Raw genomic sequence first — 15701 nt, 5'->3', positions numbered from 1 at the left:
AATTGGTAAGTTTTCTGTAGATTTTTAGTTAAATTTTGATGATGATTTCAACAAAAAAAGCAGATTGCCATTTTGACAATCTACTTCTCGTTCATTCTATTTAGTAGAAGATGTATTAATCCCATTCCAAAGTTGTCTTAATTGTTCTTCTATAACATCTTCTAGTTGTTCATTATCTTTAGGCTTGTACACAAAAACAACCCGCAGCCCAGTCATGATCATATAAGCTGTAAGATAAGGATTGGCACAATCAATATCTCCAGACTCGTTCCCCTTTTTCAGCACGGACTCGATCATTGTTACAAGCCTCTGCTCTTGCTCTAGAAACCAATACTTAATATCCTTTGGAATTTTCCCAAGGTCGTTCATCATCACTTTATGAAGCTGCTTCTGACTTTTAAACAGCTCCAAATGGCGATAGTGCAGTCTTTCAATTTGCTCATAGATGGACCCTTCTATTGATAACACTTTTTCAAGCTCGGTCATCAAATACGACACACCACTTTGGATCGTTTCGAAAAATAGCTCTTCCTTACTTGAAAAATATTCATATGTCGTCCCTTTTCCTACACCAGCCCTTTTGGCGATGGCTTGAATCGTTGCCCGGTCATAGCCTTCCTCACCAAAAACATGCAGAGCAGCATCGATAATAAGGTCTCTCTTATTCTCTTTACTCTGCAACGTCAACCTCTCCTGTCTGTTGTTTTTTTCTCGTAAATAATCGTTTTGTCCATTGAGATAGGTCATCAAGTAAAGTATAGACAACTGGAATGAGCACTAATGTAAATACAGTTGAGAACATTAATCCAAAGATAATAACAACGGCCATTGGTGCCTGTGCTTCAGCCCCTTGACCTAGTCCGAGCGATAACGGAACCATCGCCAATACTGTTGTTAATGTTGTCATTAAAATCGGACGGAGCCTGCTTTTTCCTGCTTCAATAAGCGCTTCCCAACGATCGACTCCTTCATCACGTAAAATGTTAATATAGCTTACTAATACGATCGCATTATTTACAACAATCCCCGAGAGCATGATCACCCCAATGAAAGCCGGAATACTTAGTGGATGCCCTGTAATAAAGAGACCGACTAATACCCCAACAAGTGTCGTTGGCAGTGAGAACATAATAATAAACGGATAAAGGAATGACTCAAATTGAACAGCCATGACAAGATAGACTAGGAAAATCGCCAGCAATAGCGCAATCGCCAATGATTCAAACGACTCTGCCATGTCTTCACCTTGACCGCCCATACTAATGCGGTAGCCTTCAGGGAGGTTCAATTGATCCACTTTTTGCTGAAGCTCTGCAGAAACACTTCCTAAATCACGGTCACGAATTTCACTTGTAACCTGCACTTGTCGTTGTTGATTCATACGATTGATTTCTGTCGGACCTTGAACTTGTTTTAACTCTGCTACTGCTGACAGTGGAATATCAGCACCGGTGTTTGATTTGATTACCATTGTTTCAAGGTCTCTGATCGATGTACGGCTCTCTTCCGGAAGCATGACACGAACATCATATTCACTGCCATCCTCACGGTAACGCGTTGCTGTTTGACCATCGAATCCTAGTCTTACTTCATTCATCACCTGCTGATATGTTAAGCCATACGAGCTTAGTACGTCACGGTTTACAACAATTTGCAGTTCAGGTCTGCCTTCAGCGACTGAACTATCAACGTTGAATGTCCCTTCTACCTCTTCGGCAATCCACATCACCTGGTAAGCGAGATCACTTAATACATCTAGCTCGGGACCGCTAATGTTAACTTGAATTGGTGTTCCTGCCCCTAGACCAGGGTCGAGTTCACTTACTGTAATTTCAACACCAGGAATATCATTCAAGAGTGCTTCTGTTGCTGCAAGAAACTCACTTGTCGTCATCTCACGCTCTTTCGGATCAACGAGTTGAATAATATAGGCTGCTTGGTTTGAGCTGCTGCTAAACCCATTATTACCGCCACCGACAGTTACATAGTTCGTTTCAATAATGTCATCAAATTGATGGAGGTGCTCATTAATCTCCGACACAACAGCTCCGGTTTCCGCCAGCTGTGAACCAGATTGCGTTTTTACATTAATTTGAATTTGTCCTTGGTCAGACGGCGGAATAAACGCAGTTCCAATCATCGTTGCCAGTGCCAAACTTCCGGCAATTAAACCGATCGTACTAAAAACAACAGTCTTGCGGTGCTTTAGCGACCACTCAAGGACTCTTCCATAGAAATTCTTTAATTTGAATAAAAGCTTATTAAAACCGCGAACTTTTTCTTCATCATCTTCTTCAAACTTAATCGCTTTCCCTTTTAACAGCTTCGATGAGAGCATCGGAATTAGCGTTAATGAAGCCGCTAATGCTGTAAATAAAGCAAAGGCTACGGTCATGGCAAGCGGTCGGAATAATTCCGCTGCCAATCCTTCAACGAAAACGATCGGCGCAAAGACGACCACACTGGTTAACGTTGAAGCAATAACGGCAGGAGCTAGCTCACTGGCGCCCTCTGTCGCTGCTTGAATGATCGGCATTCCTTTTTGCCGTTTACTAAATATATTTTCAAGGATAACAATCGAGCTATCAACCATCATCCCGATTCCGAGTGCAAGTCCACCCATTGACAGGATGTTTAACGTTTCACCTGTAAAATACATCAGAGTAAATGTTGAAATAATCGCAATCGGAATACTAAGTCCAATAACGAGTGTCGTTCGAACGCTGCGTAAGAACAGTAATAGGATAAGAACGGATAAAACAGCTCCCATTAACATGTTGTTCACAACGGTGTTCATTGACTGGCGAATAAAAATCGATGTATCCATGATCACCGAAAGCTTCACATCTTCACGGTCCAAAAGGTTTTGCATTTGTCCGATCGCTTTCGTCATTTCATCCGATACTTTTACCGTATTGGCATCAGATTGCTTCATGATCGTTAATACTAATGCCTCTTCATCATTGACCTTGGCCACTGTCAGCATTTCTTTGTGTGCGTCTTTAATCGTTGCCACATCACCAACAGTAATGCTCTGCCCAGATGGCGTCATGATTGGTGTTTTTTCAATATCAGAAAGTGACTTGAACTCACCATCAATCCGTACTTGCAAGTCCTGCGAACCGCGGGTTAAGTTCCCCGCTGAAGCATTGCTATTTTCTGTCCCTAACGCTTGAACGATTTGTCCCGCTGTGACGCCGTACAAGCTAAGACGTGCTTGATCTAATTCAACTTGGATTTCACGCTGACGGCTTCCTTCAATATCAACAGAAGCAACACCGTCTACCCTCTCAAAGAAAGGAACAAGTTCATCATCAGCAATGTCCTGCAGTCGATCTGGATCTGCACCCGAAAGCCCGATCCACATGACTGGCATTTGCTGTGGGTCAAATCGCATAATCGACGGTCGCTCTGCACCTTCAGGCAGCATTCCGGCTACACGGTCAATTCGCTCCCTGATGTCGTTCATTGCATCATCGACTTTGACGCCCCAATCAAACATCAGAATAACGAGCGAAGCACTTGGTGATGAAACGGACTGCACTGAATCGACACCTTGAATCGAGCTTACTGCTGACTCTACAGGCCTTGTAACGAGCTGCTCAACCTCTTGCGGTGCAGCTCCTTGATATGTTGTTGCAACAACGGCAACCGGGACATTGATATCAGGGTAGAGATCGATCGCCAGGTTTTTTAAGGAAATTCCCCCCAGCACGAGAACGGCAATGACGAGCATGATGACGCCGACTGGCCGTTTTACTGAAACATCAACGAGTTTCATTATTTACCCTCCTTTACAATCCTCACTAAATCACCATCGTTAAGGAGGTTTTGTCCTCTTACTACGACTTTTTCTCCAGCTTCAATGTCACCGCTGATTGCTGAATACTCTGTATCAAAACGAATGACTTCGATTTCTTTTTGGGAGGCCACATTGTCGTTAACAACAAAAATATACGCTGAACCTTGACGCTCAATAATCGCCTGTGTTGGAACAATGTAACTATCATCGACTAATACTTGCTCAACAATAATCGTAGCAACCATTCCCGGACGTATGTGACGTTCTTCATTATTCACTTCAACTTCTACTGTAAAAAACCCTGATTCATTCGATGCCGGAGAAATGTATGTGACGTTACCAGTGAATGGCTCTTCTAATGAAGCAAAATTCACTTGGACTTCGTCACCAACTTCAAACAGCATTATTTGCTCTGCTGTGATTGTCGCTTCAACCGTAATCATATCGAGTGTAATCAGGCGGGCAAATGGACCTTGGTTTGACACAAGCTCTCCCGCTTCAGCAGCGATCATCGTAATTTCTCCTGCTGCAGGTGCTTTAATCAATGTATCTTCAATTCGCTGGTTCGCTTGCTCTACACCTAGCTTTGCTTCATTTACAGATAGGTTCGCATCAGTAATGCTTGCTTCAGCCTGGTTCACACCGACACGTGCTTGGTCAACAGACGCTTCTAAGATACGGATGTTATCCTCACTTGACGAAAAGCTCGCTGCAGATTTCGCTTGCTCGAGGCCAATTTTTGCTTGTCGCTCTACATTTACTGCATTTTCATATTGCTGCTCTGGGATGAGGCCTTCTTCAAATAACGCTTCTGTGCGCTCGAGGTTCTTTTGTGCTTCTTCCCACTGGATTTCAGCATTCTCAACACTGAACGAAGCGTTTTCCATATTATTTTTACGCGCATTTTTTGCCTGCTGCAAGTTTGCCTCAGCTTGTCGCAATGAAGCCTGCGCTTGATTTTTATTTTCCTTCGCACTGTTTAAGCCATTTTGTGCACGGTTAAGTCCTGCTTGTGCTTGCTTTAGGCTTAGCTGGTAATCTGTGTCGTCAAGCTTGGCGATGACTTGTCCTTTTTTTACAACATCACCTTTTGAGACATTGACTGCCACTAACTCTCCCGCTGTTTTCGGCATAATGTTGATATCCTTTGCCGCCTTTGCCGTACCTGTAATGTCACTGCTGCCGCTTAGTGAACCACTGACAATTTCATCGACCGCAATCGGTGTCTCTGAAACCGGTGCATCAACTTCTGCCGTACTGTTACAGCCTGCAGTAATGAATGCCGCCGCAACAATTGTGATTAGTAACTTTAAAGATTGATACCGACCTCTACGAACCATAAATGATTTACTCCCCTTCTGAGAATAATAGATTTTTAATATGTTTAATGCCGTTTCCGACTGACTGGTCAGTTCTGTGCCATGTACATTGTAATCTTTATAGACAAGCTGCGTCAATAGAAAGTTACTGGGTGTTAGCGGTGCTGTGCAGCTACGCAGTTGAGGAAAAATATGATATATGGAGGTGCATTTTTGGTGGAATTTGGGAGTCGGCTAATAAACTTGTGAAATTGGCTTATAAACTATAAAAATTGGCTTATAAACACCTCATTTCCGCTCATAAAATGAAGCGGTTAAACTAACATCTTTTTAGCACGGACAATATTGCAGTAAATGTCCACCCGAGGTAAGAGTTATTGGCGCTGTACACATGTGCAGTCCATTTTTTGCAAAAAAATAAGAGTAGCTGCCGCAATTTTGGCAATCTACTCTACTCAATGTAAACTATTACTCTTTATTTTCATCCTCAACACTTACTTTGATAAAATAACCGCGCTCGATTTGTACTCCGGCAGCACTTTTCCACTGCGGATGCACAACAAGGATGTATTGGCTCCCTGCATCGAGCTTAGATGTAGGAATCAGCTTCATTTCGGTTTCCGAGACTGGCTCAAACTCAACCTCGACTTCTCCTCCGCCAACCTGCATCAATTTGACTGGTGCATCCCCGCCAGTCGTCCAATCCATATCGGCAGTTGCTCTCACCGTGAATGTTTTATCAACAGGTACATCATTCAGCTCCCCGAGTGATGTATAGTAGACTAAATCCTGCAACAGCAAATCGCCGTGTGCCCGGTGAAGCTCTTCCCCAATTTCAGTTTCAACATCAGGGGTGATTCCGACACCGTCGACTTGAAATCCTTTTGGCGTCAAATAGCGGGCCGTTGTCAGCTTCAATGTTCCGCCCTCTGAGAGTGGAATCATATTTTGAATGCTTCCTTTTCCATAAGTCGTTTGGCCGTAAAGTGTACCAATGTCATAATCTTGAATCGCACCGGCAACGATTTCCGACGCGCTCGCACTAAATGGGTTAATCAGAAAATGGACTGGCTGCTGAAATGACTCTCTTTGGCTAATTGGATCTAGAATATGAATCTCATTATTCTGCTCGACTTGAAGTGCATGCTCTACATCAGGGAAAAAGCCAAGAACTTCACGCGCCGTTTCTAAATAACCGCCTCCATTATATCTCAAATCAAAAATCCAACCGTCATGAACATGGTTACTGAGGACTTCTTCAATCTTATTGGCCGAATTTTCACCAAAACTTCGTAATTGTAAATAACCAATATCTCCTGATAACGTTGTGTAATCGACTGTCGGAACTTCAATTTTCTCTCTCGTAACCTCAAAGGTTAGCGTTTCATCTGACTGAGGGCGATAGACTTTTAAATGCACAGTGGTACCTGCTTCGCCTCGGATATGCGAGGTTGCCAGCTCCAGCGGCTGACCTACTAGATTTTCCCCATCTGCTTCAATAATAATATCACCGGCTTCAATTCCAGCTTTACCGGCGGGAGCATGAGGAAACGTCGTAATCACAAGGACACCTGCTTCAGTGCTTTCCACCGTCACCCCAATTCCGGCGAATGATGGATCAAGTGAGTTGATAAACTGCTCAAATTCCGCTTCATTCATATAAATGGTATGCTCATCTAACTGTGCTAGAATCTCATCGATCGTTTCCTGATTTAACACCGAATCCGACACTTCATCAACATAATAAAGAGAAAGGTAGTCGCGAACTTCATCAATATTCCCAGCAAAACTAGTCTGTGTTGAAAATAACAGCAATAACACCAAACTAAAAATCAGTTTTTTAAACATATTCCAACTCCTTTACAGTGACCTTTTCGGTGTCTGTCACCGCTCGTTTTCGGTGTCTGTCACCGCTCGTGGACATTTCCTGCCGATTTGTCTTTTTGCGGTGACTGTCACCAAAAAATAGGACACGAACTCAATCGTATCCTATTTTTCCTTTTATTACAATTCAGATCTCTTTTCTAGGAAGCGGTAAAGTGTCATTGCTGCTTCTGCTTTCGTAATTTCTTTCTTCGGCATGAAGTTACCGTTCGTGCTGCCTTGCATGATACCCAGCTGATGAACTAAGCCAACATGGCCTTTCGCTGTAATTTGATTACTATCTTTAAACTTTGAACTAAAGATTCCATCCACTTTTGCTAAGCGGTCATAGCCTAACCCTTTGACAACAAGGACAGCCATGTATTCGCGGTCAACAAGCTCATCAGGCTTAAACTCTTTTTGGTTTTTATCAATCAGGTTTCGATCGATTGCTTGATACAGGTATGGATAGTAGGAAGCATCCTTGGCAACATCACTAAATGGTAATGACTCACGACCATCATAATAATAGTAACGGTCACCAATCGCTTTCACAAAAATCTCAATTAACTCCGCTCTCGTAAGCTTGGCGTTTGGATTGAGCTTTCCATCAACTACTTCCATAATATCGTAATCTACCATTGCTTTAAGAGCGGCCTCTGCCCAGTGCCCTTCAATATCAGTTGCTTCTTTCGGCTCATAAAGAGGTTTGCCTGTTTCACTGTTCATCCAAATTCCAGTTACAGCATCCAAGTATTTTGGAACTGGTGAATAGCTCGGTTGGTAAACAACAATCGCCTCACGATCTTTATTTGAGACTACACCGTTATTTTCCATTAATACGTGATAATTCAGCCCGAAATGGGTATCTTCAAGGAATAGTTCTTTTGCTTTTTCAATCTGAATCACTTGATCAGCACTTGGTAGTTTCAAGTCATTCCATGATAGACGATACTCAAATACCTCTCCTGTTTCAGAGGAAATCATCACTTCAACACCTTGACCTTGAACAGGAATTCCATTTTCTTTACGAATAAAGAACACATTATAGAAGCGCGGTTTTTGGTCATCATTAAAATAATGGTTTGCTGGTGCTGTCGCATAAAGATGATCCGCACGGTTGCCCGCTACCTTTTTCACAAATTCAGTTGCTTTTTCTAACGCTTGCTGTTCAGAAACATTTACCGTAACTTCTTTATTTTCTTCATAAAAACGCCAAACATTGTCATTGTAAAATTGTAACACTTCACCTGTCTCTGCATTTACTTCAGCTTGTAAAAACGAAGGGTATCTACTATTCCCTTGTTGTTGGAAATCAAACGACCAAATCGGTAAGCCTTCACGATATGAGTTTTCCATATAATTTGCACGAGATAATTCCACATCGCCAGGAAGATTAAATGTAGATTTTACTCGTTCTAACGCCTGTTCTTGTGTTAATGTCTTTCCGCCATAGTCTGGTAGGCTGCTAGGTTTTTCTGCTAATGGCCCGTCTGGAACCTTAACATTTGATTGATCTGGCATACCATTTGGCTGTACCCATTCACCAGTTTTCGCATTAAGGATGCGATAGTAATTCGAATAGTAACGGTACCCATCCTGACTTTTTGGTACATATGCTAGATGAACATCTTTTGACCCGTTCATACGATACGGCTCATAAATGTAACGAAGCTCCATATCAATAGAGTCCGCAAAAATCGCATCGGCCTCCTCTTGAGAGATAATGCCTTCTGGAGAATCAAAGTCTACATTTTCATACCAGCTATAGTCAAAGCTGACAACTTCTCCATTGCCATCGATCGCCACGTTTACACTGTTATATTCAAACGGAATATCATTCACTTTTTGCTGGAAACGAATATTGGCATACCCGTAATCACGGAACGGACGGTTCTCGAACCATTCCTTTGACATAGGATCTAAGTAAAGCTCATCCGTTTTGTTTGGAAAAATCGAGTTAATATAATCCTTGGCAATGTCTACGGCCCCATCAAAATTATACTTAGGAGGGAATGGCGGATTTTCTTGATCCATATTATGATTCCATACATTGATGCCAGCGATTTCACCAGTATCCGCATTGACCGTTACGCGAATTTCATGGAAGCTTGCACGGCTTTCTTTGCGCCACTCAATTTGCCAAACGCTTTCAGCTCCCATCCAGTTAGTATGAAAGCTAACTCCTTGCTGCGTATAATCCGCTGGGATGGTCACTGCTTTTTTAGCAATCTCAATTGCTTTATCCCTAGAAATTTCCGCTGCCGCAATCGCTTCCTCTTCAGCCGCAGTTGTCACTGTTCGAAGCTCAGTCGTTTCAGACTCTTGTTGCTCAACACTTAAAATCGATGCGGTTTTTTCTTCATTTGCTGGAACCGATGAATTTGCCGAAACTGCGGGTGCAATTGAGCTTAAAAGAAATGCTGTAGATAATACTCCCGTTAATAACTTTTTCGATTTCATAATTGTTCCCCCATTTTAATAAATTTACATTCCTACTATTCTAGCATTTTACCAGTAATAACCAATTATGTTAACTACTAAAAAAGTGAGCAAATGTCTATTATACTCTTATTTCCACCTTTATCTTACTCTTTACTAGTTTGCAGGTAATATTGGCACAATTTTACTACACGTAACAATATCTCTAGTAAAGGATAAAAGTGGAAATAATTATTCTATTACATTAGACGTATTAATAATAGGAAAGGTTTCAAAATTTTTTAAATTATTTTTTGGGGTGACATATTTTGGGGTGACACATTTTGGGTGACAGACACCGTTCGTGGACAAATGTGGTGTATCTGTCTTTTGATGGTGTCTGTCACCCGATGTCACCAGCTCGTCACTATTCCGCAATAGTTTGTACATATTTGTGCAGTAATTCACAAACTAATCCGTTGTATACTAAGAGTGTAGTAAATAAGTGATCACAAAAAACTACCTCGAACTTATGCATCATTGATAAAACAAAAAAAATGATTCACATCAATGTGAAGGAGGAATTACTTATGTTTATGAACTTTTTAAGAGAAAATAGATATGCTGCTGGAATCTTAACTTTCCTACGTCTCTATGTTGGGTGGGCTTGGTTGTCCGCTGGTTGGGGCAAAATTACTGGTGAGCCGTTCAGTGCGGCTGGATACTTAGGCGGTGCAGTTGCGAACCCGGTTGAAAGTCACGGTGCTGTTGTTTATCCGACGTACGTTGCCTTTTTAGAGAAGTTTGCACTTCCTAACGCTGAGGTTTTCAGTTTCATGGTTGCGTGGGGTGAGTTCTTAGTTGGTCTTGGCTTAATCCTTGGCGTATTCACTACGGCTGCTGCGTTCTTCGGGGTCATGATGAACTTTGCTTTCATGTTCGCTGGAACCATTTCTTCTAACCCATTATTAGTACTGATTTCTATGTTCATCCTGGCTGCTGGTGCTAACGCTGGTCGCATCGGTGGAGACCGTTGGGTACTTCCTTACCTTAAGAGCAAGTTAACTGCTACTAATGGTGGTAACGGCAAATCAAAAACGACTCGCCCTGCTGCGGGTATGGCATAAAATATGATAAAAAAGGGACGTACAATTGATGTGCGTCCCTTTTTTGTGTTGTTGAGATGCTAGATTACTTGTTTCTGCTGAGAGATAGTGCCAGATTATATGCTTTTTCTACTAATTTCATGCCTACTAAGCGATAAGCACAGTATTTATAAGCCAACTCTTATCTTTTATAAGCCAAATTACTATTTTATGAGCCAAATTGGATAACTTATAAGCCAATTTCAAACATTTATAAGCCAATTACCATTTTCAGTAAAAAACTACCTTAATCTATCATTTCGTAAGTGATATTTACGACCTTTTAACCGGCCCGAGTATTCTAAATCTAATGAAGCTAGTAATTTTGAAGCAACTGAGTAGGAGATGTGTAGAAAATCCCGGCACTGCTTATTCGTAATCGTAGAACCTATAAGCAGTGAGTAATCTTCAAGTGCGGAAAGGTGAGCGTCTTTATCCATCGTTTTACAACATGGGCAGAACCACTTTCCCCAGTATCTAATCAGTGAAAGTGTATGACAATGAGGACAGTGAACCCCAGATAAAATTTCTGACTTCTGAACTTGCAACTCTGGAATAAAAGGTGTGTGATGTTTGAGGAGGAGGCGTGAGAGCTTCTTTAACTCTTTGCTTGTTACTATTTCATTTTTATAGTATTGATCTAATGCTTCTATTTTTGTGGGAAGCGATGCAGCATGGATAACCTTTTTGGAGATGCTTTTGTACTCGGGGTCTGTTTTGATAATTGTCGCAGGATTGCTAATAACGATGAATGAATGCAGAGGAATTGACGGAAGTTTGTTTTTTGCCAGCCAGGTTTGAAGCTGAGTTTCCTGGCGTTTCACTTGCAAAATTGGATCTTCAAAAGCTTCACTTTTCTCATTGGACGTGCGAATCAATTGATTGAAGTTTTGATCGAAATATAATTCACCGGAAATGTTCTTCACTTCAAGAATGAGGCAATAATACTGAGTTAACAGCAATATATCCAGCTGAAAATAGTATTTTTCATCATTCGTAAGGCGTACATCGTGGAAAATCATGAACTTATCCGGTGAGAGAAAACTCAAATGATAGTTTAATAGCTGTTCACCCCGATAGCCTGCCTTCCTCCGCTTCAACTCTTGAGTAATTTTTTCACGTTGTGGATGGTTTAGTGGAATGCGCCTTAATAAAGCCTCTAAAGTTACTATTTTGAGTGGCGGTTTTTGTTCTTTTTTTATCAAAAGTATCACTCCTCTACTATTCTGCTTAGTTTCTACTATACTTAGCGAAAATCCTCCTCAAATTAGACTTTTAACTCAGTACAACAGCCCTGCAGAGAGCCGTTAACAAGTTCGACACTATTCTGCAAAAGTTTGTACACATTTGTGCAGTAATTCACAAACTAATCCGTTGTATACTATAAGTGTAGTAAGAAGTGATCACAAAAACTACTCGAACTTTTACATTCTTAATAAAACAAATATGGTTCACATCAATGTGAAGGAGGAATTACTTATGTTTATGAACTTTTTAAGAGAAAATAGATATGCTGCTGGAATCTTAACTTTCCTACGTCTCTATGTTGGTTGGGCTTGGTTGTCTGCTGGTTGGGGCAAAATTACTGGTGAGCCGTTCAGTGCTGCTGGATACTTAGGCGGTGCGGTTGCCAATCCTGTTGAAAGTCACGGCGCTGTTGTTTATCCGACGTATGTTGCCTTTTTAGAGAAGTTTGCACTTCCTAACGCTGAGGTATTCAGCTTCATGGTTGCCTGGGGTGAATTCTTAGTAGGTCTTGGTTTAATCCTTGGTGTATTCACAACAGCTGCTGCGTTCTTCGGGGTCATGATGAACTTTGCTTTCATGTTCGCTGGTACGGTTTCTTCTAACCCATTATTAGTACTGATTTCTATGTTCATCCTGGCTGCTGGCGCTAACGCTGGTCGCATCGGTGGAGACCGTTGGGTACTTCCTTACATTAAGAGCAAGTTAACTGCTACTAACGGAAATGGCAAAACAAAAAATACTCGCCCAGCTGCGGGAATGGCGTAAAATATGATGAAAAGGGGACGTACAATAGATGTGCGTCCCTTTTTTGTGTCATTAAGAGTTAATTCTTGCTAGAAAAGAGCAGACTTAACTCTTCTAAATTTAAATTACACTGTTTATCAGCGAAATCTTGCAGTCTATCAGCGGATTTTGATTGTTTATCAGCCAAAATCACAAGTTTATCAGCCAATTACAAACTATAAATTAAACAGAAAAGACCTACTCCCATCCATCGGAAGCAGGTCTTCACCAAAAAATTTACGGTAAAATCACAACTGATTTTGTTTCAGGAATCCATAGCAGAGTCCAACCCATTGCCTCAGCATATGCTCTAACATTTACATAGCTAGTACCATTGATTACTTCCACGAAAATATCTGAACGCACTTCGCCATCGAATGTAACTGTATGCTTGTTTAAACCACTTAATTGAACTTCAAGGAAATGGCCGTTACCCGCAACGATAATTTGGCGCGTGTCCGCAAGCCAAACGACATCAGCACCTATTGACTCACTAACTAGCGCCAGTGGAGCCATTGTTTGTCCATTTTTAATATACAGATGAGCATCAACTTCGCCTGTCATTGTCTCCGCTTTGTTCTCATTGATTTTTAACTCGATAAAACCAAAATTGCCGGCACTCGTTAATAATTCAGCAATTTGAGCTAAAAGAGAATTTTCACCAGCCATAGCTTTAAATTCATCAATGTTTTCCATTAACTCTTCCATTGTCACTAATTGACTTGGAACAGTAATTGGATCAAGCTGCTTGTTATGATTCCAGTATTGATCTTTAGAAGTAAGTTTAATAGAATCGCCTGGAGCAAATGGCAGACTTTGAAGCTCTTCAATCTCTTGATCTGCTAATTCCTCTGTATAGTTGATTTGTAATGAGAGTTCAGTTTGATATGTTTGTTTATCATTTACCCCAATATACGTATGATAAGAAATCGTCACTAAATCATTTAGTAGCTCTTCATTTTCCAACAGGAACTCTTGCTTCATCTCTTCTAAACTATCAACAAAACCTTTTAATGCAGCATTGCCTTCAGCTTGAATCGATTCCAGCATTTCTTGTAATTCTTCTTCACTTAACTGTGCATCTTCACTAGCAGTATCTCCCATCATTAATGGTAGACCTAAAAATGTACTGTAAAACGTTTCTTGTAATTCATCATTTTCGATGAAGTGATTTAATGAGTATTGCAGCATCTCAATCACTTCTACAACCGATAACGAAACCTCAATGTGGTTAGTATTTACACTTTGGCCATTCGGTAATTGAATCGTAACCTGACCATGATTAACAATATCATTTAATGTATACCCGTAATCATCTACGTAAGCTTTTACGAATTCACGAACAGCGTCTTGAATCGTTACAATAAATTGCTCAAACTCCCCTTCGCCTAACTCTTCCTCCATCATGCTAAGATCAGCCAGTTGAAGTCCGATGTCATCTTCTTTAGACGCCAGAATGGAATTTCCGTCTTTCGAAATGATTTGAAGTGAAACCTTCCCATCTTCATTCGGTTGAACTTCAAGTCCAGCTAAACTTAACAAATCTCCTTCAACATAAAAGTCAACCACCGAGTTGAGCATGTCCACCTGCTTCGTATATGCCTCTAAAACAAAGGAATCCTCCATCTCAGCCGTATCGATATCAACAGAAATTGTTGACTTAGCCTCAAATGAATCTAATTCCAATTGTTTCATCGTTGCTTCCTTAAGTAACAGACCTGCTGGAGAAGTACATGCTGTGATTACCATCGCTAATGCTACAAACAGTGCCAATACAGAGTATTTTTTCATAACTACATCCCTTTCTCCTTATTTTTCCAATATAATCTATCTTAACATACATATAAACTTCGAAATATGTAATAATGTAAAAATTTCCAATAAATATATATTATCGTGTAAAAGTTCACAAAGTTGTAAAATACCCTCAAAAAGCTTGATACTACAACGTTTCCCTCACTTTTTTTGATGAATTTTGTCGAATGCTGTTTGTGTAGTGTGATTTTTCTCATATTATCAGAAAATTATAAATGCTATTATGAGTTTAACAAAATAAAAAACCTAATTTGAGGAGCGATTACAATGAGAAAAAACTTAAGAATCAAATTCGAGGACACTTCAAATAAATCAACAATAACAAAAGTTGAGGAAGACGATATTCTAGAAAGAGTATTTGCATCAATTATTGCCAGAGAAAAAGATGCCTACGATAATGAAGAAGTAAAAGTAAAGTAAAACAAATAATCCACAAGCGAGGGCCAGATCCGTTCCCCATTTGTGGATTATTTGTTTACGAAGCAAATTCAAAAAACTTATCAACAGGACTTATACACATAAAAAAGAAGATCTCCTAATGGAAATCTCCTTTTTCATATTTTATGATGAGCCATGAAGGATTCGAACCTTCGACCCTCTGATTAAAAGTCAGATGCTCTACCGACTGAGCTAATGGCTCGCAGATAAATTCAATGAAGCTATGCATGACGTTTACGGACGATGTCTTGCTCCGTGGTCTTACCTGTTTCTTCCTCTACTAGTAGCGCTCCGTCGCTTGCTGTGTCGAAACAACTCGTCGTTTTTCAATGCTGTTTCGCTCGTGACTGAGCTAATGGCTCGTAGTTAATTAATAATTAATAATGTAGAATTAAAAATCTTAACTTTCATTTACTACATTAAATGGTGGAGGATGACGGGATCGAACCGCCGACCCCCTGCTTGTAAGGCAGGTGCTCTCCCAGCTGAGCTAATCCTCCGATATGGTGACCCGTACGGGATTCGAACCCGTGTTACCGCCGTGAAAGGGCGGTGTCTTAACCGCTTGACCAACGGGCCATTAAAAAATGGCTCCACAGGTAGGACTCGAACCTACGACCGATCGGTTAACAGCCGATTGCTCTACCACTGAGCTACTGTGGAATAAAGTTTTTTAAAATTATGGTGGGCCTAAGTGGACTCGAACCACCGACCTCACGCTTATCAGGCGTGCGCTCTAACCAGCTGAGCTATAGGCCCATATTAAATTTAAAATTGAAAATGTAAAATTTAAATTTTGTGGAAGCTTTCTACGAAGCTTGTCCAAAGACATTTTACATTCTACATTTTTAATTTTACATTTTAAAG

Annotated in this window: 10 protein-coding genes and 5 tRNA genes; 3 read left to right on the top strand and 12 right to left on the bottom strand. The window is 40.8% G+C overall.

Annotation, left to right across the window (positions count from 1 at the left end; translation table 11 throughout):
• Positions 1-96 precede the first annotated feature (96 nt).
• From ACJ2A9_RS13530 to ACJ2A9_RS13510, 5 genes are all read right to left on the bottom strand, one after another.
• Positions 97-681 carry a TetR/AcrR family transcriptional regulator gene (locus ACJ2A9_RS13530; RefSeq protein ID WP_441422203.1) on the bottom strand — a complete coding sequence of 195 codons (585 nt, stop codon included), beginning with the start codon at positions 679-681 and terminating at the stop codon, positions 97-99.
• Complete coding sequence (locus ACJ2A9_RS13525) at positions 671-3781, bottom strand: efflux RND transporter permease subunit (RefSeq protein WP_441422202.1); 3111 nt, start codon at positions 3779-3781, stop codon at positions 671-673. Before ACJ2A9_RS13525 ends, ACJ2A9_RS13530 begins: the two co-directional genes overlap by 11 nt.
• On the bottom strand, positions 3781-5142 hold the full coding sequence (locus ACJ2A9_RS13520) for an efflux RND transporter periplasmic adaptor subunit (RefSeq protein WP_441422201.1): 1362 nt from the start codon (positions 5140-5142) through the stop codon (positions 3781-3783). The genes ACJ2A9_RS13525 and ACJ2A9_RS13520 overlap by 1 nt, the downstream gene beginning before the upstream one ends.
• 447 nt (positions 5143-5589) lie before the next feature.
• The gene (locus ACJ2A9_RS13515; protein WP_441422200.1) at positions 5590-6969 is read right to left on the bottom strand and encodes a S41 family peptidase; all 1380 of its coding nucleotides are present in this window, start codon (positions 6967-6969) and stop codon (positions 5590-5592) included.
• A 156-nt stretch (positions 6970-7125) separates the two neighbouring features.
• Complete coding sequence (locus ACJ2A9_RS13510) at positions 7126-9447, bottom strand: YcdB/YcdC domain-containing protein (RefSeq protein ID WP_441422199.1); 2322 nt, start codon at positions 9445-9447, stop codon at positions 7126-7128.
• 548 nt (positions 9448-9995) lie between these two features.
• Between ACJ2A9_RS13510 and ACJ2A9_RS13505 the strand changes: the two genes are divergently transcribed.
• Entirely contained in the window at positions 9996-10532 is a 537-nt protein-coding gene (locus ACJ2A9_RS13505) for a DoxX family protein (RefSeq protein WP_441422198.1), read from the top strand.
• Positions 10533-10792: 260 nt separating this feature from the next.
• Here the strand turns inward: ACJ2A9_RS13505 and ACJ2A9_RS13500 are convergent, their stop codons facing one another.
• Positions 10793-11755, bottom strand: a complete 963-nt coding sequence (locus ACJ2A9_RS13500; RefSeq protein WP_441422197.1) for a nuclease-related domain-containing protein — start codon at positions 11753-11755, stop codon at positions 10793-10795.
• 274 nt (positions 11756-12029) lie between these two features.
• Here ACJ2A9_RS13500 and ACJ2A9_RS13495 point away from each other — a divergent pair, with 274 nt between their 5' ends.
• Positions 12030-12563: a DoxX family protein gene (locus ACJ2A9_RS13495; RefSeq protein WP_441422196.1), complete on the top strand. Its 534-nt coding sequence runs from the start codon at positions 12030-12032 to the stop codon at positions 12561-12563.
• Between the two features lie 255 nt (positions 12564-12818).
• Here the strand turns inward: ACJ2A9_RS13495 and ACJ2A9_RS13490 are convergent, their stop codons facing one another.
• Positions 12819-14372: a copper amine oxidase N-terminal domain-containing protein gene (locus ACJ2A9_RS13490; RefSeq protein ID WP_441422195.1), complete on the bottom strand. Its 1554-nt coding sequence runs from the start codon at positions 14370-14372 to the stop codon at positions 12819-12821.
• A 291-nt stretch (positions 14373-14663) separates the two neighbouring features.
• On the opposite strand from ACJ2A9_RS13490, the gene ACJ2A9_RS13485 reads away from it, so the two are divergent.
• Positions 14664-14816, top strand: coding sequence for a hypothetical protein (locus ACJ2A9_RS13485; protein ID WP_441422194.1), 153 nt, complete (start codon positions 14664-14666; stop codon positions 14814-14816).
• 147 nt (positions 14817-14963) lie between these two features.
• Here the strand turns inward: ACJ2A9_RS13485 and ACJ2A9_RS13480 are convergent.
• The 5 genes from ACJ2A9_RS13480 to ACJ2A9_RS13460 all read right to left on the bottom strand — a co-directional run bounded on the left by ACJ2A9_RS13480 (position 14964) and on the right by ACJ2A9_RS13460 (position 15593).
• Positions 14964-15036: transfer RNA gene (locus tag ACJ2A9_RS13480), tRNA-Lys, on the bottom strand.
• A 222-nt stretch (positions 15037-15258) separates the two neighbouring features.
• Positions 15259-15334, bottom strand: a tRNA-Val gene (locus ACJ2A9_RS13475).
• Positions 15335-15338: 4 nt separating this feature from the next.
• Positions 15339-15413 (bottom strand) — tRNA-Glu (locus ACJ2A9_RS13470).
• A gap of 9 nt (positions 15414-15422) precedes the next feature.
• Positions 15423-15497: transfer RNA gene (locus ACJ2A9_RS13465), tRNA-Asn, on the bottom strand.
• A 19-nt stretch (positions 15498-15516) separates the two neighbouring features.
• Positions 15517-15593 (bottom strand) — tRNA-Ile (locus tag ACJ2A9_RS13460).
• Positions 15594-15701: the final 108 nt, after the last annotated feature.

The organism is Anaerobacillus sp. MEB173 (assembly GCF_052119505.1).
GTDB lineage: Bacteria > Bacillota > Bacilli > Bacillales > JBJMAU01 > JBJMAU01.
Note: the sequence above shows the minus strand (reverse complement) of the source record. Positions and strands in the feature narration are given on the sequence as shown.